The sequence below is a fragment of the Flavobacterium sedimenticola genome, from assembly GCF_030053345.1.
Classification (GTDB): Bacteria; Bacteroidota; Bacteroidia; order Flavobacteriales; family Flavobacteriaceae; genus Flavobacterium; species Flavobacterium sedimenticola.
Window position 1 is genome coordinate 174373 of sequence record NZ_JASGBP010000002.1, and the last position, 20982, is coordinate 195354.

Sequence of the window (20982 nt, forward strand, 5' to 3'; positions counted from 1 at the left end):
CTTAAAATTATGAGTTTACCATCATTAAGTATAAGAAAGCCGGTATTGGCCGGTGTGTTTTCGGCCATTATTGTTGTTATGGGCTTGGTAGGTTGGAAATACCTTGGTGTCAGAGAATTTCCTTTGACAGAGCCACCGGTGATTTCGGTTGTGACTTTTTATCCGGGCGCGAGTCCTGATGTAATTGCTTCAAAGATTACGAAACCTATGGAGGAAGCCATTGCGGAAGCCAACGGGTTGCGGACCATTTCCTCTGAATCGAGAGAGCAAGTGAGTATTATATCTGTTGAATTTAACAGAGATATCAATTTAGAAGATGCTCTGAATGACGTTCGTGATAAGGTCTCTAAGTCAAAAAATCAAATTCCGGCAGATGTAGATCCTCCCATAGTTGAAAAAGCATCCTCACCGGATAATTTAGTAGCCTTTTTGGAAGTAGAAAGCGATACCAAAGACATAAAAGAAGTAAGTCATTTGGCTTCGACCGTGATTAAAGATCGTATTCAGTCGATTCCCGGAATCAATCGCGTAGCCATTGTAGGCGATCATAAATATGCTATGCGACTGCGTTTTGATCCTATTAAATTAGCAGCTTTCCGATTAACCCCGGAAGATATCCGTCAGGCATTATTGCGCGAGAACATCGACTTGCCATCGGGTCGTATTGAAGGCAGCAACAATGAGTTGAGTGTACGTGCTATCGGCCGATTGACAACAGTGGCCGATTTCAATACCATGATTATCAAGCAGACCGATGACGCGGTAATCCGACTGCAGGATGTGGGGTTTGCCGAATTGGGCGAAATGAATGAGCGTAATGCGATTATTAACGGAACTAACAATGCCAATCGAATCGGAGTAGGAGTAGCCATTCAAATACAGCGTGGTGCTAACGCCATCGAAGTGGTTGATGAGTTTTACAAACGATTAGAGCAATTGCGCCGAGAAGTCCCTAAAGAGTATCGTCTTATTGTTGGTTTTGATTTTACCAAGCCGGTAAGAGAATCGATTAAGGAAGTAGAAGAAACCTTGTTTATCGCTTTTGGTTTGGTGGTACTGATTATCTTTTTGTTTTTAAGAGATTGGCGTTCGACCATAATACCCGTATTGGCTATACCGGTGTCCATCCTGTCGGCTTTCTTTATAATGTATATAGCCGGATTTTCAATCAATGTTTTAACGCTTTTGGGATTGGTTTTAGCCATTGGCTTGGTGGTAGATGATGCTATTGTAGTACTGGAAAATATCTATAAAAAAGTAGAAGAGGGCATGAGTCCGATTGAAGCGGCCTTTGCCGGTTCGAAAGAAATTTATTTTGCTGTAATTTCAACAACCATCACCTTGGCCGCTGTGTTTATGCCTATCATTTTTATGGGCGGTATCAGCGGACAACTTTTCAAAGAGTTTGCCATTGTTGTTTCGGGCTCGGTATTGGTTTCGGCCTTTGTAGCCTTGACCTTGTCTCCGATGTTAAGTGCTTATTTGTTAAAAAGACAGGATAAACACAATTGGTTGTATCGCCAAACAGAACCGTTTTTTATCCGACTCAACAAAGGATATGAAAACTTGTTAAGTGGCTTTATGAAGAGAAGATGGTTGGCATGGGTATTCTTAGCAGTGGCCGGAGGGCTGATTTACTTTTTAGGGAGTTTGCTTCCATCGGAGTTGGCGCCTGTGGAAGATCGTTCCAATCTGAATTTAATTGCTATTGCACCGGAAGGGGTTTCCTATGATTATATGAAAGAAAACATGTTGGAGGTGGGCAAATATGTCAACGATTCAACCGAAGGTCTTTATCAAACGTATTCTATGGTTGCCATTTCTTTTATACCGGCACCTGCGCCGGTTAATGTTGCGGTACAAACCATTTATCTCAAAGATCCGAAGGAGCGAAAATCTTCCGTACAAGATATTTACAATCAGTATGGTGCGGCTTCGGGTAATTTCAGAAAGTTTTTGGTGTTTCCTTATATGCCGCCAACTATAGGAACGCGATATGGCGGGGGTATGCCGGTACAGTATGTTTTACAGGCACAGAATTTAGACTCACTTAACAAAGTCTTGCCGAAATTTTTAAATGCCGCTCGTCAAAGCAAAAAGTTGCTGTTTGTGGATTCGGATTTGAAAATGAATAAACCGGAGCTCAAGATTAATATTGACCGTCAAAAAGCGGCTCTTATGGGTGTTTCTATACAGGAAGTTTCCAGAGCCTTACAGTTGTCTTTATCCGGACAGCGCTATGGTTACTTCTTAAAAGATGATCGTCAATATGAAGTTATAGGTCAGGTTGAAAAGACACAGCGCAATGATTTGAGTGACTTAAAATCCATTACTGTCCGATCAGCCCACGGTGATATGATTTCGTTGGATAATTTGGTTACTCTGGATGAAGGGATCAGTCCTGCGGCTATTTATCGCTATGATCAGTATACCTCTGCCACTATCTCCGCCGGATTGGCTCCGGGTGTGAGTTTGGAAGAAGGTATTCGAGAAATGGAAACGATCAAAAAAAGTGTCTTAGGTGAAAATTTCAAAACTTCACTGGCAGGACAAGCGCGAGATTATGAAGAAAGTCAAGGCAATATTCTATTTACGTTAGTATTGGCTTTGTTGCTTATTTACATGATTTTAGCGGCTCAGTTTGAAAGTCTTCGTGATCCGCTTATCATTATGTTAACGGTACCTATGGCAGTAACCGGAGCATTAATCAGTTTGTATTGGTTTGATCAAAGTTTAAATGTATTCAGTCAAATCGGAATTATCACTTTAGTAGGCTTAATTACCAAAAACGGAATCTTAATTGTAGAATTTGCGAACGATTTGAAAGCGCAAGGGATGACCAAATTTGAGGCGGTTGTCCAAGCGGCGGTGCATCGTTTCAGACCGATATTGATGACTTCCTTAGCTATGATTTTCGGAGCTCTGCCTATTGCGCTCACTTTTAACAGCAGACAATCGTTGGGGATTGTTATTGTAGGCGGTTTACTTTTTGCCGGAATCTTAACCTTGTTTATCATACCGGCGGTGTATTCTTATTTATCCGGTTCCACAGTCAAATCGGTAATTACATCGCCCGAAGCATTGCCATCGGAGTCCACTAATGAAATCTAAAACACGTATTATGAAAACATTATTTTATAAAATAGTCTTGCTTTTATTGACGTTATTGACTCCCTATCTTTCTGAGGCGCAAGCGACATATCTGACTTTGCAAGACGCGAAAGAGTTGGCTTTAGCCAATAATAGAAGTCTTTCGGTTCAAAAGCTTGAAGAAAAAAGATCCCAAGAAGTTACTAATGAATGGAGAGGAAAATTGCTTCCTTCCGTGCAACTGAACGGAACGGTATCCCACTATTTCGATCGACAAGTTATTTTTTTACCGGGCTCTTTTGCCGGAACATCAAATCCGGTACAAGATGTTAGTGTTGGTGGGTTAAACGCCTTGAATGCCGGAGTTACACTGCACCAACCGTTGTTGGCTAAGCCAATCAAACGGCAAAAAGAGGTGGCTCGTTTGGATGAGAAGATTCAAAAGGAGTATACCCGGGAGATGAAAAGCCAATTAATGTATCAGGTAACCCAAGAATATTATGGCATTCAACTATTGAAAAATCAGTTGGAGTTGCAACATATTAGTTTAACTCGAAATCAGAAGGCGTTGGCCGACTCCAAATCTTTATTGATGGCGGGAAGGGCTTTGAAAATGGACACCTTAAGGAGTTACATAGCTGTGGAAAATTTAAAATCTACTATAGCGTATTTAAACACCACTCTTGAAGTGGCCAATCACAGATTTAAAAAGCTCTTGGGTATGGACAGTGCTACATTGGAACTTTCAGATGCGTTGGTTTTAGAGGGTGAATCGGAAAAGTTTTCGGTATTAGAACAAAAAGCAACTGAAGCACTCCAACATCGCAATGATATTCTACGCCAGGGATTTGTCGTAGAGCGTGAAGAGCGCCAATTGTCGGCGGTTAAAGGGAATTTTTTACCGCAAGTTTCACTAATTGGGCAATACCAACTTCAGGCCCAAGCGGATGATCTTAATATGGCTCGATATCCATTCCCTAAGACCGGTTATTTAGGCTTACAGGTAGCCTTGCCGGTTTTTAACGGCGGTATTTTTAATGCTAAGGCCCGCCAAAGTAAAATTAAAATTGAGCAAGAAAAATTGAAGCTCGATGATATGAAGGAAGAAGCCGGTTTAGAGTTGCATACTATAGCCGGTAATTGGAAAAATGCAAAAGCCCAATTGGAAATTCAAAAAAAGACAGTTGAAGCGGCAACCCTGAATTTTTCTATAAACAGCAACCGATATCTCCATGATTTGGGTTCTATGTTGGAAGTAAATGACGCTGAAGTGGCTTTGCATACGGCGCAGCTCAATTACCTTATGGCGGTATATGAGCTCAAGGTTTTAACGGTAGCTTTTGAAAAGGCATTGGGTTCACTAGAGTAAGTCAATTTTAAAAAATTATAGTAAAAAAGAAGAAAAAAGTGCAAGGTTCAGGATGTATTCTGAAACTAACTTTGTTTAACAATATTAAAGTCATGAAAAGTAATCAATCAACAACAAGTGCGCCATACCCATTAAGATGGACCGCTTTATTTTTACTGTGTATAGCACAATTCATAGTCATTATGGATACTTCTATCATTGGAGTAGCTTTACCGGCCATTCAGTCAGACTTGGGATACAGTCAAACCGGATTGCAATGGATATTTAACGCTTATGTTATTTTCTTCGGTGGTTTCCTGCTTTTGGGCGGGAAGCTGTCGGACTTAATCGGAGCGCGTAAAACCTTTATGTGGGGATTTGCCCTACTTACGCTTGCCTCTTTATTTGCGGGTGTAGCTTGGTCTGATTCGGCATTAAATACTGCTCGTGCATTACAAGGACTGGGTTCCGCTTTTATTGCACCTGCTGCTCTCACCATGGTGATGACCATGTTTACCGATCCTCAAGAATTAGGAAAGGCCTTTGGCTATTGGGGAGCCGCTGCTGCGGCCGGTGGTTCAGCCGGGGTATTTTTAGGAGGAGTCATTACCGAATGGATGTCGTGGGAATGGATCTTTTTAATCAATATTCCCATCGGATTGTTTGTCCTCATTCAATCGCCAAAAGTATTGCAAAAAGGCACCACCCAAAAAGGCAGTGTGGATATGTCGGGAGCAATTATGGCAACATCAGCCCTAGTGTTGATGGTTTACGCCATAGTTTCAGCCGAGTCAGCAGGTTGGCTGTCCTATAAAACTTTAGGATTGCTGTTGGTGGCCGTGGTGTTATTCTCCGTTTTTCTGGTAAGTCAAGGGCGCAAGAAAGAACCGCTTCTGCCACTATCTATTTTTAAAGTTCCTAACCTCTCTGCCGGAAATATCATTACGGCATTGTTGGCCGGTTCATGGATTCCGCTTTGGTTTTATCTGAATCTTTATTTGCAACAGGTACTTCACTATACGGCCTTTAACAGCGGTTTAGCATTGCTTCCGATGACCCTGGTTATCATGATTGTGATGGTTGGCTTTACCGGAAAATTAGTGGTAAAGTTTGGTTTTAAAGCCAATTTGATTGCCGGACTATTGTTTCTGACAGCCTCACTAGTACTTTTTAGTTTGGTACCGGTTGAAGGTTCCTTTGTAACTCATGTGTTACCGGCTTCATTATTGGGTGCTGTAGGAATGTCGTTGGCTTATATTCCAAGTACTATGGCAGCTATGTCGGGTGCTAAACCGGAGGAGATGGGATTGGCTTCGGGATTGGTGAATACCAGTTACCAAATCGGATCGGCTTTAGGTTTGGCCGTAATTGTTGTGATAGCTGCAGCAAAAACTTCATCGGTAAGCACTGTAGTAGCGAGTCCTCAGGAAGGATTGGTCGCCGGATTTCAAACTGCTTTTACCGCTGCAGCCGTGTTGAGTGGTTTGGCAACATTAATGACCGTTTTTTCGATAAAAACCTCAAAATAAAAGTTTATATTAATTAAATATTTATACGTTATGAACACTTTACAATTCAAAACCAATATTAAATGTACCGGATGTATTTCCAAAGCCTCTCCGGTACTCGATGAGAAATTAGGCGAAGGACAATGGGAAGTTGATTTGATGACCCTGAAGAAAACGTTGACGGTCACGAATCCTAATGTTAGTGAGGCTGATGTTATTGAAATCGTTAAAGAATCAGGATTTACAGCCGAACCTTTATCGTAACATGTGGACCTCAAAAGAAACCCCGATTTTTACAATCGGGGTTTTTTATTTTAGAACCTGTAATTTATTCAAAAACGGCTACGGCTCGTACCGGAGAGCCGGTGCCTCCTCTGATTTTTAACGGTAAGGCTATAAAGCGAAAACGCCCTCTACCGAGTAATTCATGAAGGTTTATTAGGTTTTCGTAATGTGTAAATCCCATAGCACCGCAAATTTGGTGGACTTCCCGATTAGAGATTTTGGGAACGCCGGGCGACATCGTCTCCACCCCAAAAGCAGCTATGTGGCATTCTCCTAGCCATTGCGCCGCTTCGGCTGTAATTCCCGGGCCGTTGGGCCAATCGGCAGTGTTATAATGCTTACGGTAATGGTTGGTATACAGCAACACCGTATCTCCTTTTTGAATAGCCATTCCCTCTTTTTCACAGGCCGCTTTGATTTCGGCTGCTGTAATGAGCTCCCGCAGGTCTTTATGCGAGAAATCGAGACAAAAGCCTTCGGTATAAAACATCGAAAGCGGCATGGTGTCTATGGTTTGTGTTTTATACTCTTTCCCCATATGGCTTATGGCATCTACATGCGTCCCGGTGTGTTCTCCGAGTTCTAATTGGTAAACGCTGGGCGTAGACGTGGTTGGATTTTCAATTCCTTCCCATACTTCATGGGTAGCGTGCACACTTATTTTGACCTCAGGTAAGCCTTTAAAAACAGGCATACCGTTGTAAATTTCCTGACTTAAATCGATAATTTCTCTCATGCTTTGGCTAAGGTTTCCATTAATTGGGTTACTTCGACAATGTCATGGGCTGAGGTTCTCCAATTCACAAAGGCGGCACGTATGCCTTTTTTGCCGTTGTACACGGTTGGGGTCATAAACACTTTACCGGTATCGTTGAGTTTTTTCAAAAATATATTGACGTTTTCTTGGTTTTCCGTTCCGGCTAAGCTAAAGCAAACCGTATTGAGTCGGACCGGTGCCAGGATTTCAAAAAGTGGATTTGTCTCGACAAAAGCACCCAATTGAAGCGCATTTTGGATATTGTTTTCCACGATATCGCGATAGCCGTTTTTACCATAAGCCATGAGTGAAAACCAGGCCGGAAGTGCTTTCAGTCTTCTGGAGTTTTCGGGCAAAAAGTTGAGGTAGGTAAAATTTTCCAACGGATCGCCCAAATAGGGGGCATTCGAATTTTGAAACGTTTCCACTTGCAACTTTCGGTGTTTTTCTTTGATAAAAAACACAGCACTTTCGTAAGGAACATTGAGCCATTTATGACAATCTACCGTGATACTGTCAGCTCCTTCCCAACCTTTTAATAAGTGTTTGTGTGAAGGAGAGCAGGCAGCAAACCCACCGAAAGCGGCATCAATGTGCCACCAAAAGGCATATTTTTCTCTTAATTTACTAATGGCTTCAAAATCATCAAAATCGACGGTGTTTACCGTTCCTCCGCTTGAAATCAGGATAAAAGGGGCTCCTTCTAAGGCCATGATTTTTTGCTCCAAATCGACCGGATCTATAGCTTCCCGGTTGCCTTCCAGGACCTTAATTTTTATAAAATTGTTGCTGCCCATTCCCAATAGCGCCAACGATTTCAAGGCGGAAGAGTGCGGCGTGGCTGTAAGCACTTTTAAGTTAGGAGTAACTCCTTCTTTAGCGATATCAATTCCTTTTTGTTTTCCCAACCATTGGCGACCTACGGCCAGTGCCGTAAAATTAGACATGGTCGCTCCGGTGACAAAGCCACCCAGATATTCCTTAGGAAGTTCTAAGAGATCCAATAATAACTGAATCGTTTCCAATTCAATTTTGGCGGAGTTATCGCCATTGCCGTTTTCAGACTGTGTATTTTGGTCGTATACGGTGGCTAACCAATCGCCTACGATGGCACCCGGCGTTGAACCACCGGTGACAAAACCCCAATACCGTGGTCCGGATGAGGCGACCATTAACGGCTCGAGGCGTTCATTAAATGCCTCTAAAGCTCCCAAAGCGCCTAAGCCTTCGGGATTTAAGGTGTCTTTTTTGGTGATGATGGTGCGAGTAGAGGTTGGTCTGGTGTTTAATTGATGCGTGTAGGAGAGTCCTTGTTGTTTGGTTTTCTCCAAAATTGCATCGAGTTGATTAAGATCGTTTTGTAACAGCTGATTCATTTTTGATTGATTTAAATGTTTATTAGTAATTTATTTGGCTTAATACCGGTAGGTATCGGCAAGCTACCCATAATTGACTTTTGAGCCCTTGTCATATTACCGGTAATTCGTATTTAATTTTATAATTTGTTATCTTTTTTTATTTGTCTGCTTTTAGTACTCCTTTTATCATCATTTCCATTGCCCATTTGAGCGTAGCTTTTGAGTTTTCGTTATCCAATCCACATACATCTTTTGTCACGATGAATGCTTCAATTCCCATGAGTATACTCGCGGCATGAATAAGATTTGTTTTATCTTTTGTGGTGAGGTTCGGGTTACTGTTTTCCAAGGTTGCTTTTAAGGTTTCCACTCTTCTTCCGCCTCTTACTTGTTCTACTTCTGATGTGTTGGTTAATACAATGCTCAAGTATTTTCGGAAAGCAGCTTCATTGTCCAATGCCAAGTTGTTGTAATAGTGTTGAATTTCCAAACATCGCGACAATACATCATCTCCTTTTATATCTTTTGCAATTGATGAGGAGTCTTTCGTTAATCTGTCTAAAACTGCCTCTGCTGAGAGAGCATCACTATTAGAGTAGTAACGGTACACGGTTGCTCTTGATAATTTGGCATTCTGTGCCACTTCCTCTAGGGTAAAATCGGTCTTTGACTGAAGCAACTGCTGGGCTGCTGACAAAATCTTTTCTCGGGTATGATACTTCTGTTTGCTTCTTCCGGATTCGATATATTTATTTCTCATGAGACAAATATCTTATAAAATTTTGTTTTTTCAAAATATGTCTTACCTTTGTGAGATAATAATCTCATAAAATAATCAAAAAATGAATCAGACAATCAAACGTTGGGTTTTGGGTCACCACGTGACCTCCCTTAATGCCTCAGGAGACTATGACATCATGGTTGGAGAAACACCGGCTCAAGTACAAGGACCGCCACCCCACATGCATCACAGTTATCATGAGTCCTTTTTAATGTTAGAAGGCGAGATGGAGTTTATTATTGACGGTGTTGTAAAAACGGCTAAGTCGGGTGATTTTATCACTTTACCGCCCAATACCTTACATACTTTCAGAAATGCTTCAGAAAAGTCATGTAAGTGGGTTAACATTCACAGTCCTAAAGGATTTGCCGCTTTTTTTGAGACCATGGGTGTAGCTGTGGATGTGCCTGATGCACAGGAACAGTCCCTATCCTCCGATATTATCCAAAAGGTAATTTCCACGGCAGCTGACTATGATATGCAATTGGCCATTTGACGGGATTTGACTCCAAAGGTATTCTAACAGAGAATACCTTTTTTTTGAGCGTTTAGTTACAACAAAAAAACCTCTGCCCAACACAAGGTTTACGGCAGAGGTCAAACAAAACATTGTTTTTTAAAAACGGTAGCCTAATGAAAATTGAAACCCTTGGTTTTTAAGTTGGTCGGGGTTTAATCCTAAAGGTTCTTCTTCTTCATTTGCAGTGGTATTTTCTTTTGAAATATTGGCTAATCCTAAATGATAACGGGCTTGTAAAAAAAGATTGTTTTTGAATTCATATCCCAATCCAAGATTTACCCCATAACTAAGGGTTTTTAATCGGTCTTTAATATCAATCTCTCCCGAATCGGTGATGATTTCTTCTCCTATAGTCACTTCTGAATTGTATTCGGTTTTGCCGCTCAATAAGAATCCGATTTGCGGACCGGCTTCTAAGGTAAGACCTCCGGCCACTTTGTATTGTGCCATAAGAGGAAGATTGAGGTATCCTAATGTTACTTTCTCAGCTATTTTAGCACTTAAAGGAGGCTCACTGATCGCCAAGTCGTATTGCCCTCCTTCCATGGCATACAACAGTTCGGCTTGTAATCCCCATTTTTCATTTAAACCCATTTTTACGAGTCCACCGGCATGAAAACCGGAAACATAATCAATTTGGTCATAATCTCCTTTGAAATTTGAGACACTATAACCGGCTTTGATTCCCCATTTTACCTCTTGTGCTTGGCTGATATAAACAAAACCGAGCAAGGTCAACATTACGAGCATTTTTTTCGTGTGTTTCATTTTTTTAATTTTTAATTGATGATTTTTTTTTGAAATTCCGGTATTCGGAACTTCGGCTGTAAAACTATAAAAGGTGAGTGCCAACTTTGTAAGGGAATGTAACAGAAGAGATTTTACGGGTATTGAATCTTTCCTTTTGAAAAATGAAGCTCGATTTTATTGGTTTTGCATCCTCTCGGACTTGTCCATCCGCTCTTTGACGTTGCTGTTGGCTTCCATTACAAAAAATACCTCTTTGATTACACCGGACTCCTTTCGGACACCCGATGATTTGTTATTTTGAAGCCGTAACATTGATAACTGATATTAGAAGCTACTGATTTAAAATGCTATGAAAATTAATGCCATTGAGTTATTGGAAGATTTACAAAGTAGAACACTGCACCAGGCAACCATTGTTCGTTGCTTTATCACCAGGGATGATTCGGATTTGCGTTACAAGGCCGATTCCGAATCTTGGTCGGTATTAGAATGTATTGCGCATTTAAATTGCTATTACACATTCTACCTTCCGTTATTGCGGGAAGCATTGTCAAAAAGCACGCCACATAAAGGGGTGATTGTTTTTAAGACCGGTTTTTTAGGGAACTATTTTGTGCGTTTGATGGAAACCGAGTCGGATAAGGTAAAAAAAATGAAGGCGGTGCCTGCTATGAATCCCAATCACACTATTTTGCAAAGGGATGAGTTGTCATTATTTATCGAATATCAATCGGAGTTCACAGCGCTTTTGAATCTTTGTAAAGCTTATGATATCAGCGCTCCAACCATTCCTACAGTACTATCTAAGTGGGTCACATTGAGTTTGGGCGATACTTTGCGTTTTATTGTGGCTCATAATGAGCGGCATTTGCTGCAGGCTCAAAACCGGTTACTAACCATACCCGTAATGTCCTCGGAAAAAAGTGTTATTGCTTAAAGGCTGTCTCCACTATCTGTCATTTGTTTTTTATCATAGTATTAAATAACAGACGAGTTTTGTGGTGCTTCCTCCTGCGATTACTTCACCGTTTTCAAAAGAATTTGTCAAGGTGATTCGCGGCACTCTATTTTTTTCTATTTTTGAAGAAAGGATAATTCCATATGCCAACACCAAAAGAGGATAACTTATGGGCTAATTTGCGCAATCCCGATGAGATTCATGCTGAGCGAATTACCATTCAGCGTGATGAATATTTGGTGGCGGAAGGTATGATTGATCAGTATCTGTATATTGTAGAAGAAGGTGCCTTTAAAATATTTTACATTACCGAGTATCAAGAGCAAATCATTCGTTTTGGGTATCCCAATTCTATTATGAATTCTCCGGTTTCGTTTTTTACCGGTGCTCCTTCTGAATTTTACATACAAGCGCTCAAAAAATCGGTACTGCTCCGTATTCATCGTCATGATTTTTACGAGTATATCAAGCAAAACAATACTTTTTTGTTGCAGTATACGCAAGCCTTAGAGGGGATTATTACCCAATTGATTACAAGGGAAACCGATTTGTTGACTGTTTCTCCCACCGAACGTTATCATCGGGTTTTTAAACGCAGTCCGCAACTTTTTCAGCACATACCGGCCAAATACATTGCTTCCTATCTTCGAATGACTCCGGAGACGTTTAGTCGTATTCGGGGCCAAAAATAGCATCCCTGTCGAAATTGATTTGAATCAATTTTTTATTGATTTCATTGTTTGAACTTTGCCTCAACAAAACAGAGTAACTCTTAAAAAGTAAGACAATGAAAACCATGACTACTTTTCACTCATCTGACCTTGAATTGGTTAGCCGCTTGTTCGGAAATTCGTTTGCTGCTGAGGCAAAAGTACCACTCAATGACGCTATAGTTCAGTGTTTACTCGAAGCCGCTTTAGTATTGGCTGACCGAATCAAAGGGGAACGGAATGTGTATCAAAAGCGATTTTTGGTCACTTTGGGACAACATATCCGAAGCATAGCAATTGAACAAGTCGCTTATTTTGAGAGTGACGGAAGGTATGCTAAGTTGGTCACACATGCCAACGAAAAATACCTGTTGGATACATCTTTAGAACGTTTGATGACCAAATTAGATCCGGCTATGTTTTATCGCATCAACCGCAAAACAATTGTTTCTTATACGTCTATTCAAAAGATAGCCGTTTGGTCAAAGAGTAGAGTTAAGCTCGAATTAGTACCGGCAACGGATAGCGATGTTATAGTCAGTATAGACAATTCGGGCGATTTTAAAAAATGGTTAAACCGTTAATTCGAATCATATGAAAATCAACACCATTGAATTAATAGCCGATTTGGAAGACCGAACGCACAAAGCCACCGCCTTGGTTCAGGTATTTCAAAAACTAGCTGATAGTCAGCTTCGTTATAAAGAAAACACGAATACCTGGTCGGTATTAGAATGTGTGACTCACTTGAATCGCTATTATGCTTTTTATTTACCCTTATTGCAAAAAGCAGTACAAAAAGAGGTTGTGAAAAAGGGTAGCAGTAGTTTTCGCTCGGGCTGGTTAGGACAATTTTTTGTAAAACTCATGGAACCCAAAGAGGGGAAAATCAAAAAAATGAAAGCGATAGCCGCCATGAACCCCAACGGGACACCGGTTGATACTGTTGTTTTACAAAAATTTATTGCGAATCAGGAAGCTTTTTTGCAGCTTTTGGAGGCTTGTCGCACCCTCGATTTAGCTGCTGTTCAAATCCCAACCGTAATGTCGCGTTGGATTACCATCAGTTTAGGAGATACTTTGCGCTTTATGGTGGTTCATCATGAACGTCATTTGCTGCAAGCTCAAAATTGTTTGAAAATTAAAAATTTCTCGGCACAAGAGTAAGCTAGGGATGTTCATCAAGCTTTCAGTACGCCACTATTCGCCTTCATTACATTTTATTGTAGTAGCCTAATCATATCGTAGTAGTTTCACATCATCAATCATCATCAAATCAAAAAAAATGAACATTAAAAAACGTCACCTCTTCATTTTACTCTTGAGCTGTTGCTTCTCACAAATGGTAGCTCAAGTTGGTAGTTACACCTTTTACAGGAATGGGAGCCAATTCCCTTATATCACTACCACAGGGCCGAATGTTACCGTACACACCGTTTCCGATGACATTGTTTCACCGGCCATCGTTACCTTGCCGTTTTCTTTTAACTTTGGCGGTGTTAGTCACACCTCTCTTGGAATTTCTGAAAACGGATATATTTGGTTCGGAGCGGCACAGCCGAGCGAGTTATCTTTTATTGCTCCTATTTCTTCAACACAGTCTGCTGCAGTGCAGGGAATTGTTTCGGCTCTGGGAATCGACTTGCATCCCATAGACATACCGGAGGCCAAAACCACTATTAAATCGGCTGTTGTGGGACAGGCGCCAAACCGAACTTTTATTATTGAATGGTTTGCTACAGCCAGAATTCAAACTTTGGATCATGCTGCCGGACCGGACATCATCGATTTTCAAATTCAATTATCGGAGTCTACCCATGCAGTTGCCATCGCTTTTGGAAGAACTATTTTGAATCCCAATTTTGCCAGTGATGTCGAAATGGGCTTAAAAACATCCGACACCGATTTTAACATCAGAACAACTACAAGCCCCAGTTGGAATACAGCAGCCGGAACCACTTTAAATGATACTTGTCTTTTAAGCAGTTTAAGTAAACCTGCTTTTGGAAATCAATTTGTTTGGACACCGTCTGCGTTAGGGGTAGGCGATTTTAATCCCGACCAAGTGGTGCTTTATCCTATCCCGGCTACGCAACAAATCCAAGTAGGCGGGTTACCGGAAAGTACTTTTGATTATGTTATTTATGATATGACCGGTAGGACTATCAGTCAAAACAGTGTAATCGGGACCACTATTGCTTTAGACGGATTGTCATCCGGCAATTACATCATAAACATTACAAGCGGCGACTTATCTCTTAGTCGTAAGTTTGTCAAAATATAGATCATAACACTTCTTGGTTTGTGTTCAACCGATACTATGCCCATAAGAAGTAATTAGAGTTTTTTAAGGTTAAATTGTTGAAGCCTTGCTTGATGGTTCATCAGGCAAGGTTTTTTATTCGGCTTAGGGGGAGTTGTTGCTAATTCTCAGGAAAAAGACTCTTCTGTCAGCATCATTTCGTATTGTGACACTGTCTTTTGCATGCCCATACGCTCCCAAAACGCAAGGGTGGCTGTGGCTGTAACGGGAACATTGATAAGGCTGACTTCAGGGCCATATTGATTCCTGATGTAGTCCAAGAGTTGAGTGGCTACTCCTTGGTTTCGGTATGATTTATCAACGGCAAGTTGGTGAACTCTTTTGCTTTTAGGATTAAAAATGAGGTAACCGATTCCCCGGTCTCCTTCAAAAGCGCCCAGTTTGATACACGCATCATTGGCATTTGCCATGGCTTTACTGCTGTTTTGCCATGTTGGTTCCCAATCCCAAAACGGTGTGGCCCAATTCCAATCTATATCATTCAGAACAACGATATGGGAGTCTCTCTTTTGATTGGTTTCGATGAGGTGGCCTTTGTAACAGTTGAGTTCACGAACTATCGTGAAACCTACTTTTGTGTAGGTACAAATGGCAGGCTTGTTTGTAGTAATCACTTCGAGTATTACATTTTTTATTCCTTGTTGAAGAAGTTGCGGCAAGATAAATTCGTATAGTTTGAAAGTCAGCTTATTGCCTCGGTTGTCTGGAATAACACCTGTGCCGGCATTGTATAGTGTGGGTTGTCCTTGACATACTTTATACCCGTGCAATATAAAAGCGACTAATTGATTATCCTCGAAAGCACCTACGGAGTATTCCGGTTTGATGTCTTCTGTATGCATTTTTGTTTCCAATTGCTCCACACTTATCTGCATGGGTACACTGTAATCTGAAAAAGCGGTGTTAAAAGCTTTAGTTAGGGTAGCGGTATCGGTATTTTCGAGGGTTTTGAGTTGTATCATAGTTTTGGAGGCGATTGTATTTTTGAAGAATTTGTTTCAGCTCTTTTTCAGAGCGTTGTTTAATCAGCGTCAGAGGTGTTGTGGGTATTGCGTTTTTGCTGAGTCCATTCACTTTGCAGCATGGCGAATTGGTATTCGCTGCCCCATTTTCCTTTGAAGAAAATATTTTCAATAAAATGTCCTTCTAATCTGAAGCCAAGGCTTTTGAGAAGTCGTATAGACGGCATATTTTCCACGTCTACAATTTCAACTACCCGATGAAGCACCTTGACTTCAAATAAATATTCCAAAATCGCCGACAGACATTCTTTAGCAAACCCTTTATTTTGTTCCAGATGTGAGATTGTGATTCCTATTTCAGCTATTCGGGTATCGTAGGTATCGAGTTTCAATGCACAGTCGCCAATCACTTTTCCCGAGTGTTTGTTAGCGATGGCGTACTGCACCCATTCGCCCGGTTTTCCGAATGTTTTGGAGGCATTGTCTTGTATAAAATGTTCCGCTTCCGCAAGAGACATTACATCAAAACCTTGGTATCGTGTCACTTCAGGATTGGAGCGGTACAAATGAAAATCGTTTACATCGGTCGGTAAAAGAGGTCTTATGACCAGTCGATGGGTTTGTAGTTTGAATCTTTCCATGTCAATATAAATCCTTTTTGTCTTTTAGGGTTTGCAGGAGGCTGTTATGGCTTGCTTGACAATGGCTTGGTATTCTTTAATTTCTTTAGCTTCGGGTAATAGCCCAATTAAACAATGAATTTGTCCCGGAAAGCATTTCTCCCAAACAGTCACACCAAATTGTCTCAGTTTTGCGGCATACAAGGCTCCGTCGTCTCTGAGCGGATCAAATTCGGCATTAATAATTACCGCCGGCGGTAAGCCTGTGAGGTCTTCGGTAAGGATTGGTGATACTTCAGGGTTGTTATACTGTTGCGGGGCATAGGTCTCAACTGAAAAGTAACAAGCGTCTTTGGTTTGAAAATAGCCCACAGCATTTTCCTGATAAGAGCTTGAATTTTCCATATTTGAAGGGCGAAGATCAACCGGCAATCCATTCATTACCTGTAATTTTATTTGGTGACTGATACCTTCTTTTTTGGCTTTTTGAGCTGTCACGGCTACCAAATTGGCACCGGCACTATTCCCTTCAAGGATTATTTTAGTGGTATCTCCACCAAATTTACTTCCGTTTTCCGCAATCCACTTAAAAGCATTGTAACTGTCATTCACCGCTGCCGGAAACGGATGCTCGGGTGCCACTCTGTAATCTACAGCAAAAACCACCGCCTCGTAAGTTTTGGCTTCCAGCCATAGTGGTTGCTCCAAACAAGGCAACAGCGGAGCGATAAAGCCACCACCATGATAATGAATAATGATGGGTAGGTTTTTTCCCTTAGTAGGGTTAAAGACCAAAACCGGAATACTGTCGGCCGTTATTTTAATTTTAGTGACATCACTTGTCGGATAGGGTATGGCTGGTGGTCCGGCAAATTTTATTTGTTCAATAGGAGTTTTGCGGAGTTGTTCTAAAGACAAATCTTTATAACCGATGAGTTTCAAAAAGTAGGCAATTTCAGGATTGAGTTGTCTGAAACCGCAGTTTTGGGCAATACTGAGTTGATTTACCAATAAGGCAAAACCCAGAATAAGGAAGTTTGTGCATGTTTTCATCTGATAGAAGTCGCCCGATAAGGCCATCTGTTACGTTTTCAAAATAAATTATTTAGGGTTCAAACAAAGTTACTTAAAATTTAAAGGTTCATTCAAATGGTTTGATAAAGAATGTATTCAATGGTATCCGTTATTTGATTTTCATCCCAAACAAGAATCTAGTTATTTTGTAAGGTTTGATTAAAAACACATAAAACCCAAATGAAAGCACGAACGATACAAGCGTTAAAAAGAGGTATTTGCTTAAGATGTCATCGGGTGTTTGAATTACATAGTAGGCTATAATCACAATAAATGTTTGATGCAAAATGTAAAACGGATATATCGCTTCGTTGGCAAATTGCAAAAACGTATTGGTAAAGTTTAAATACTTTTTAGCATAGCCTAAGAATGAAATCACCCAAAACCAAGCACTTAGGGTTACCAAACAAAGAAACAGCAGATTGGAAGAGTATGTTTCCCAATTCGGTTCTAAATCGTTCCAACGAAGGAAGTTTATGACGATGGCACTAAAAAAGGCAATTTTTAAATTGAATCTTCTGTTGTTTTCCAGATTCCTCCAAAAAATGGGATTAATGCCAATAAAAGCGCCGAACAGAAAGTACAAAAAGTATTTTGTAAAACCGGCTCCATCACCAACAAAGGCATGCGTTTCATTGGGATACCAAAAATAGAGAAAGCTGGCTACGGAAAGAATTATACCAAATGAAACCATACTGTATTTTTCGCAAAAACCGGCAACCCTATTAGTAAAAGCCTTTCCTTTCTCGGATTTAAAAATCAAGATTAAAGGGATTGCCAGTAATGAATAAACAAACAGATAGGCTATAAACCAAAGGTGGTGCCAACTTAAATTGCCTTCGGGATAAACGGTTGTCGTAAAAATTGAAGGATAAAAATCAAGATAGGAATGGTAGTCGGTACCTTTATATATTCTTTCAAAATATACCTGTGGCGGTATAATGATTAGCATACCAAAGAGTAACGGAACAAAGAGTCTTTTAGTTCTTTGCGCAATAAATTGCCATATCGATTTTTGATTTAACACAAAGATAGTTCCAATCCCGGAAATGAAAAACAAGACAGGCATTCGCCACCGCGATACAAAATAATTGCATTCTAAAATCAAGTTGCTGGTTTCCTTATTTTTTAAATGCCAGTCCCATTCAGCCATAAAAGGCATGGCACAATGGAACAAGTGCAAAAGCAATATGGCTATAACTCTTAACCAATCGAGGTCGTATCGTCTTTCCGGAATCATCTTTTAGCGTTTTGGTTGTTTGTACTGTCTGATTAGTCAATTTAATAATACCTCAAATGTAGCGTAGTTGTTTTACTCATGGGACGTTTTTGATGATAATTTGATTCAACCTAATGATTTGTTTTTGTTTTTAAAATTTAAAAGTTGACTTAAGCGATACATAAAGTATATTTTCACCTTTACCGGTAGCTTTCGGATAGCTTCCTGCCTTAAAATAGGAAGCATCAAAAGCCAGCGAATAGTTTTTGTTTTGCCTGTAGATGGTTTCCAAAAGATACAGTTGTCCTAAAGTCCTTTTTTCTGTGGCGAAAAGCGCATTGGGTTTTGGTCGGTTTTGTATCATGCCCGGAGCATAGGTACCGTCCTGACTGCTGTTTCTCGACAAGAAAAATACTTGGGCTAAGACATTTAGTTTTGACAGCGGATTAATCTTTATATAGGGAGAAAAGCTTAAAATATTAGTGGCTCCAATCTGAGCTACTAAGCCATAAGCAGGTTTGGCATACAACAAGTTATAGGAATTTAGTTTGTGGTCGGTATTGTTTTTATCTCCGGAAGCGACATGGGCGGTGAAACCAATCAGTCCTCTTTTTGAAGAGAAAACACTTAGGTTGGCATCTGCCAAAACATTGTAAGCTTCAATAGTGAGGTCATTGAATGTCCCGCTTTGGTACGCTCCTTCTAATTCAACGTTAACGGTTTTTAGGTTCGAAAATAAACGGATACCGTAGGTTTGTCTGTTTTCATAACCCGTTTGGTAATTGTACCTGCGGTCTCTGGATTGAAAGTTTACCACATAGTAATCCAAGCCAAGTTTGCGTTGCCGATAAAATTGTGTTCCGTAAATTCCCAATAAACCGTCGTGCATGCTTTCGTCGTCAAACACATATTGCTTTGAGATTACTTTGGAGACGGCAAAAAAGTCGAGTGTTCCGTTGTTAAATTTCCGTTTTATCAACAATCCGTTAAAGGCTTGACGGGTATTGGGTCCTTCTCTGAAAGTAATCAAACGATGGTTGCCGTAAAACAATTCCTGTTGCCCCAAACGGAAATTCCAATTGGTGCGTTTCAACTCGGCAAATGCCTGATGAAGGCTCAGTTGGTTTTCATCAATTTCGGGAGTCAAAGGATTGCTGTTACCATCGCGTGAGGTATGATTTAGCTGCATAAAAAAGCGAAAATGATTTCCGAATTCGATGTTGGCATGCAGCATTATACGGCGCAGGTACTGGAAGACATCGGTTTTGGAATAGGAGGGCGGAACATCCCCAAAATTGAGATTATCATAGTATTGCCACTTATCCCGAAATTCGCCGCCTAACGAGATGTAGTTGTTTTGTCCCAGCGGCATGTATTTTATTTTATCGAGTCCTTTTTTTATCGAGTCCTTTTTTAACGAAGTAAAGTCATCCTCATAACGCAGCCAACTGATTTTGTTTTGGGCTTTTGAAGTTGAAATCACAGTAAAAAAGAGCAGTGCTGTAATAAAAAAAGTTGGCTTATTTATTTGCACGATTTTGATTTTTAAAATGATGATTGAAACCCATTTGTTTTGAAAGATGATGCCCGCCAATTAAAATTAAACCATCGATTTATTGCAGTAGGTGGCCTTTTCAAAATCTTTTATGTTTATGGAAATAACCGGGACTTCGGGAAAAATGGTATTGAGACTACTCACAATAGCATGGGAAAGGCTGCTTTTTTGGGCTGTCGTTCGGCCTTCCATTATATAGCTGAATATGTGGATGAAATCTTTTTTTTGATTGCCAACCGTGTAATGTTGGTAGGGATTGATTCTGATCTTAATGTCTTCTGCATCAAACAGGTTGGAGGCAGTAGCAGCTTCAAAAACCGTTTCCATTATTTCTTCGGGGGTTTTCAGCCTTAGAATATTTTCGGTACAATCAATGATAAAATGTGGCATAAAAAAGGTTATTAAGGATTAGTTGTAAAACCGCAGGCCATTGCCATTGCTAATAATGACCTGTGGTGGTAATCGTATTGACAATTAAGGTTTGATGACCTGTCCGGTTACTTTGCCAAACACACTTTTGCGAAACATGAATTCCAATTCTTTCATGGTAGTCGGAATCTCTCCCGGGAAATATGGGAAATACTGAGGAGAATTTTCAATAACGGTTGGGCTAACCGCATTGATACGAATCCCATTTTCCAATTCAATAGCGGCAGCGCGTACAAATCCTTCTACAGCACCGTTGGCCGCAGAAGCATTAGCAAAGTTTACTTGCGGTTCGTGCGTTAAAGCACCGGTTATCAGGGTAAAAGAGCCTTTTGAATTGATGTATTTTTGACCGATTAAGACCAAGTTGATTTGTCCCATCATTTTGCCTTCCACACCTTGTCTGAATGTAGTGTCGTTCAATTTTGCCCAAGGTCCTACAAATGTGGGACCTGCCGTTGAAATTAAGGCATCAAAGGAGCCTACTTGTCGGAACATTTTTTCGATAGATTCCGTTGAAGTAATGTCGGCATCGATATCAGCTCCTTTTGAGGCTACTTTGATTACCTCATGTTCTTTCTCTAAGGCTTTAGCTAAATAAGTTCCCATGGTGCCGGTAGCGCCTACAATAATGATTTTCATAGTTTTACATTTAAAAATTTTGGAATTTGTTTTTTCTTTGGCAAAGGTATTTCGGGTAACCGGGCCGTTGTTAGGACAAAAATGGAGTTGAATAGG

At 40.5% G+C, this 20982-nt stretch carries 21 protein-coding genes; 10 read left to right on the top strand and 11 right to left on the bottom strand.

Features of this window, described 5'->3' with window-relative positions; all coding sequences use genetic code 11:
* Positions 1 to 9 precede the first annotated feature (9 nt).
* From QHT84_RS05025 to QHT84_RS05040, 4 genes are all read left to right on the top strand, one after another.
* The gene (locus QHT84_RS05025) at positions 10 to 3111 is read left to right on the top strand and encodes an efflux RND transporter permease subunit (protein ID WP_283238459.1); all 3102 of its coding nucleotides are present in this window, start codon (positions 10 to 12) and stop codon (positions 3109 to 3111) included.
* A gap of 10 nt (positions 3112 to 3121) precedes the next feature.
* Positions 3122 to 4459 (top strand): TolC family protein, encoded by a 1338-nt coding sequence (locus QHT84_RS05030; protein WP_283238460.1) that lies wholly within the window; start codon positions 3122 to 3124, stop codon positions 4457 to 4459.
* A 92-nt stretch (positions 4460 to 4551) separates the two neighbouring features.
* Entirely contained in the window at positions 4552 to 5967 is a 1416-nt protein-coding gene (locus QHT84_RS05035) for a DHA2 family efflux MFS transporter permease subunit (protein WP_283238461.1), read from the top strand.
* A 30-nt stretch (positions 5968 to 5997) separates the two neighbouring features.
* Positions 5998 to 6210, top strand: coding sequence for a heavy-metal-associated domain-containing protein (locus QHT84_RS05040; protein ID WP_283238462.1), 213 nt, complete (start codon positions 5998 to 6000; stop codon positions 6208 to 6210).
* 64 nt (positions 6211 to 6274) lie between these two features.
* Here QHT84_RS05040 and QHT84_RS05045 read toward each other — a convergent pair whose 3' ends face one another.
* The 3 genes from QHT84_RS05045 to QHT84_RS05055 all read right to left on the bottom strand — a co-directional run bounded on the left by QHT84_RS05045 (position 6275) and on the right by QHT84_RS05055 (position 9106).
* The gene (locus tag QHT84_RS05045) at positions 6275 to 6967 is read right to left on the bottom strand and encodes a cyclase family protein (RefSeq protein WP_283238463.1); all 693 of its coding nucleotides are present in this window, start codon (positions 6965 to 6967) and stop codon (positions 6275 to 6277) included.
* On the bottom strand, positions 6964 to 8364 hold the full coding sequence (locus tag QHT84_RS05050) for a pyridoxal phosphate-dependent decarboxylase family protein (RefSeq protein WP_283238464.1): 1401 nt from the start codon (positions 8362 to 8364) through the stop codon (positions 6964 to 6966). Before QHT84_RS05050 ends, QHT84_RS05045 begins: the two co-directional genes overlap by 4 nt.
* A 139-nt stretch (positions 8365 to 8503) precedes the next feature.
* Entirely contained in the window at positions 8504 to 9106 is a 603-nt protein-coding gene (locus QHT84_RS05055) for a TetR/AcrR family transcriptional regulator (RefSeq protein WP_283238465.1), read from the bottom strand.
* Between the two features lie 82 nt (positions 9107 to 9188).
* Between QHT84_RS05055 and QHT84_RS05060 the strand changes: the two genes are divergently transcribed.
* Positions 9189 to 9623 (top strand): cupin domain-containing protein, encoded by a 435-nt coding sequence (locus QHT84_RS05060; protein WP_283238466.1) that lies wholly within the window; start codon positions 9189 to 9191, stop codon positions 9621 to 9623.
* 120 nt (positions 9624 to 9743) lie between these two features.
* On the opposite strand, the gene QHT84_RS05065 is transcribed toward QHT84_RS05060, so the two are convergent.
* Positions 9744 to 10415: a porin family protein gene (locus tag QHT84_RS05065; protein WP_283238467.1), complete on the bottom strand. Its 672-nt coding sequence runs from the start codon at positions 10413 to 10415 to the stop codon at positions 9744 to 9746.
* A gap of 331 nt (positions 10416 to 10746) precedes the next feature.
* Here QHT84_RS05065 and QHT84_RS05070 point away from each other — a divergent pair, with 331 nt between their 5' ends.
* The 5 genes from QHT84_RS05070 to QHT84_RS05090 all read left to right on the top strand — a co-directional run bounded on the left by QHT84_RS05070 (position 10747) and on the right by QHT84_RS05090 (position 14349).
* Complete coding sequence (locus QHT84_RS05070; protein WP_283238468.1) at positions 10747 to 11334, top strand: DinB family protein; 588 nt, start codon at positions 10747 to 10749, stop codon at positions 11332 to 11334.
* Positions 11335 to 11498: 164 nt separating this feature from the next.
* Positions 11499 to 12047 (top strand): Crp/Fnr family transcriptional regulator, encoded by a 549-nt coding sequence (locus QHT84_RS05075; RefSeq protein ID WP_283238469.1) that lies wholly within the window; start codon positions 11499 to 11501, stop codon positions 12045 to 12047.
* Between the two features lie 95 nt (positions 12048 to 12142).
* Positions 12143 to 12649, top strand: a complete 507-nt coding sequence (locus tag QHT84_RS05080; RefSeq protein WP_283238470.1) for a LytR/AlgR family response regulator transcription factor — start codon at positions 12143 to 12145, stop codon at positions 12647 to 12649.
* A gap of 10 nt (positions 12650 to 12659) precedes the next feature.
* On the top strand, positions 12660 to 13232 hold the full coding sequence (locus QHT84_RS05085) for a DinB family protein (RefSeq protein ID WP_283238471.1): 573 nt from the start codon (positions 12660 to 12662) through the stop codon (positions 13230 to 13232).
* 118 nt (positions 13233 to 13350) lie between these two features.
* On the top strand, positions 13351 to 14349 hold the full coding sequence (locus QHT84_RS05090) for a T9SS type A sorting domain-containing protein (RefSeq protein WP_283238472.1): 999 nt from the start codon (positions 13351 to 13353) through the stop codon (positions 14347 to 14349).
* A gap of 146 nt (positions 14350 to 14495) precedes the next feature.
* Here the strand turns inward: QHT84_RS05090 and QHT84_RS05095 are convergent, their stop codons facing one another.
* From QHT84_RS05095 to QHT84_RS05125, 7 genes are all read right to left on the bottom strand, one after another.
* Positions 14496 to 15350: a GNAT family N-acetyltransferase gene (locus QHT84_RS05095; RefSeq protein ID WP_283238473.1), complete on the bottom strand. Its 855-nt coding sequence runs from the start codon at positions 15348 to 15350 to the stop codon at positions 14496 to 14498.
* A 59-nt stretch (positions 15351 to 15409) separates the two neighbouring features.
* Positions 15410 to 15991 (bottom strand): GNAT family N-acetyltransferase, encoded by a 582-nt coding sequence (locus tag QHT84_RS05100; protein WP_283238474.1) that lies wholly within the window; start codon positions 15989 to 15991, stop codon positions 15410 to 15412.
* 24 nt (positions 15992 to 16015) lie between these two features.
* Complete coding sequence (locus QHT84_RS05105) at positions 16016 to 17023, bottom strand: alpha/beta hydrolase (protein ID WP_283238475.1); 1008 nt, start codon at positions 17021 to 17023, stop codon at positions 16016 to 16018.
* Positions 17024 to 17153: 130 nt separating this feature from the next.
* Positions 17154 to 18284, bottom strand: coding sequence for an acyltransferase family protein (locus QHT84_RS05110; RefSeq protein ID WP_283238476.1), 1131 nt, complete (start codon positions 18282 to 18284; stop codon positions 17154 to 17156).
* Positions 18285 to 18414: 130 nt separating this feature from the next.
* Positions 18415 to 19797, bottom strand: coding sequence for an alginate export family protein (locus QHT84_RS05115; protein ID WP_283238477.1), 1383 nt, complete (start codon positions 19795 to 19797; stop codon positions 18415 to 18417).
* A gap of 66 nt (positions 19798 to 19863) precedes the next feature.
* Positions 19864 to 20208, bottom strand: a complete 345-nt coding sequence (locus QHT84_RS05120) for a 5-carboxymethyl-2-hydroxymuconate Delta-isomerase (RefSeq protein ID WP_283238478.1) — start codon at positions 20206 to 20208, stop codon at positions 19864 to 19866.
* Positions 20209 to 20292: 84 nt separating this feature from the next.
* Complete coding sequence (locus QHT84_RS05125; protein ID WP_283238479.1) at positions 20293 to 20886, bottom strand: short chain dehydrogenase; 594 nt, start codon at positions 20884 to 20886, stop codon at positions 20293 to 20295.
* Between the last annotated feature and the right edge of the window lie 96 nt (positions 20887 to 20982).

Excerpts from the sequence above, each read along its gene's own strand:
- QHT84_RS05025 (WP_283238459.1), top strand. The coding sequence starts at position 10 with ATGAGTTTACCATCATTAAGTATAAGAAAGCCGGTATTGGCCGGTGTG.
- QHT84_RS05030 (WP_283238460.1), top strand. The coding sequence starts at position 3,122 with ATGAAAACATTATTTTATAAAATAGTCTTGCTTTTATTGACGTTATTG.
- QHT84_RS05035 (WP_283238461.1), top strand. The coding sequence starts at position 4,552 with ATGAAAAGTAATCAATCAACAACAAGTGCGCCATACCCATTAAGATGG.
- QHT84_RS05040 (WP_283238462.1), top strand. The coding sequence starts at position 5,998 with ATGAACACTTTACAATTCAAAACCAATATTAAATGTACCGGATGTATT.
- QHT84_RS05045 (WP_283238463.1), bottom strand. The coding sequence starts at position 6,967 with ATGAGAGAAATTATCGATTTAAGTCAGGAAATTTACAACGGTATGCCT.
- QHT84_RS05050 (WP_283238464.1), bottom strand. The coding sequence starts at position 8,364 with ATGAATCAGCTGTTACAAAACGATCTTAATCAACTCGATGCAATTTTG.
- QHT84_RS05055 (WP_283238465.1), bottom strand. The coding sequence starts at position 9,106 with ATGAGAAATAAATATATCGAATCCGGAAGAAGCAAACAGAAGTATCAT.
- QHT84_RS05060 (WP_283238466.1), top strand. The coding sequence starts at position 9,189 with ATGAATCAGACAATCAAACGTTGGGTTTTGGGTCACCACGTGACCTCC.
- QHT84_RS05065 (WP_283238467.1), bottom strand. The coding sequence starts at position 10,415 with ATGAAACACACGAAAAAAATGCTCGTAATGTTGACCTTGCTCGGTTTT.
- QHT84_RS05070 (WP_283238468.1), top strand. The coding sequence starts at position 10,747 with ATGAAAATTAATGCCATTGAGTTATTGGAAGATTTACAAAGTAGAACA.
- QHT84_RS05075 (WP_283238469.1), top strand. The coding sequence starts at position 11,499 with ATGCCAACACCAAAAGAGGATAACTTATGGGCTAATTTGCGCAATCCC.
- QHT84_RS05080 (WP_283238470.1), top strand. The coding sequence starts at position 12,143 with ATGAAAACCATGACTACTTTTCACTCATCTGACCTTGAATTGGTTAGC.
- QHT84_RS05085 (WP_283238471.1), top strand. The coding sequence starts at position 12,660 with ATGAAAATCAACACCATTGAATTAATAGCCGATTTGGAAGACCGAACG.
- QHT84_RS05090 (WP_283238472.1), top strand. The coding sequence starts at position 13,351 with ATGAACATTAAAAAACGTCACCTCTTCATTTTACTCTTGAGCTGTTGC.
- QHT84_RS05095 (WP_283238473.1), bottom strand. The coding sequence starts at position 15,350 with ATGATACAACTCAAAACCCTCGAAAATACCGATACCGCTACCCTAACT.
- QHT84_RS05100 (WP_283238474.1), bottom strand. The coding sequence starts at position 15,991 with ATGGAAAGATTCAAACTACAAACCCATCGACTGGTCATAAGACCTCTT.
- QHT84_RS05105 (WP_283238475.1), bottom strand. The coding sequence starts at position 17,023 with ATGAAAACATGCACAAACTTCCTTATTCTGGGTTTTGCCTTATTGGTA.
- QHT84_RS05110 (WP_283238476.1), bottom strand. The coding sequence starts at position 18,284 with ATGATTCCGGAAAGACGATACGACCTCGATTGGTTAAGAGTTATAGCC.
- QHT84_RS05120 (WP_283238478.1), bottom strand. The coding sequence starts at position 20,208 with ATGCCACATTTTATCATTGATTGTACCGAAAATATTCTAAGGCTGAAA.
- QHT84_RS05125 (WP_283238479.1), bottom strand. The coding sequence starts at position 20,886 with ATGAAAATCATTATTGTAGGCGCTACCGGCACCATGGGAACTTATTTA.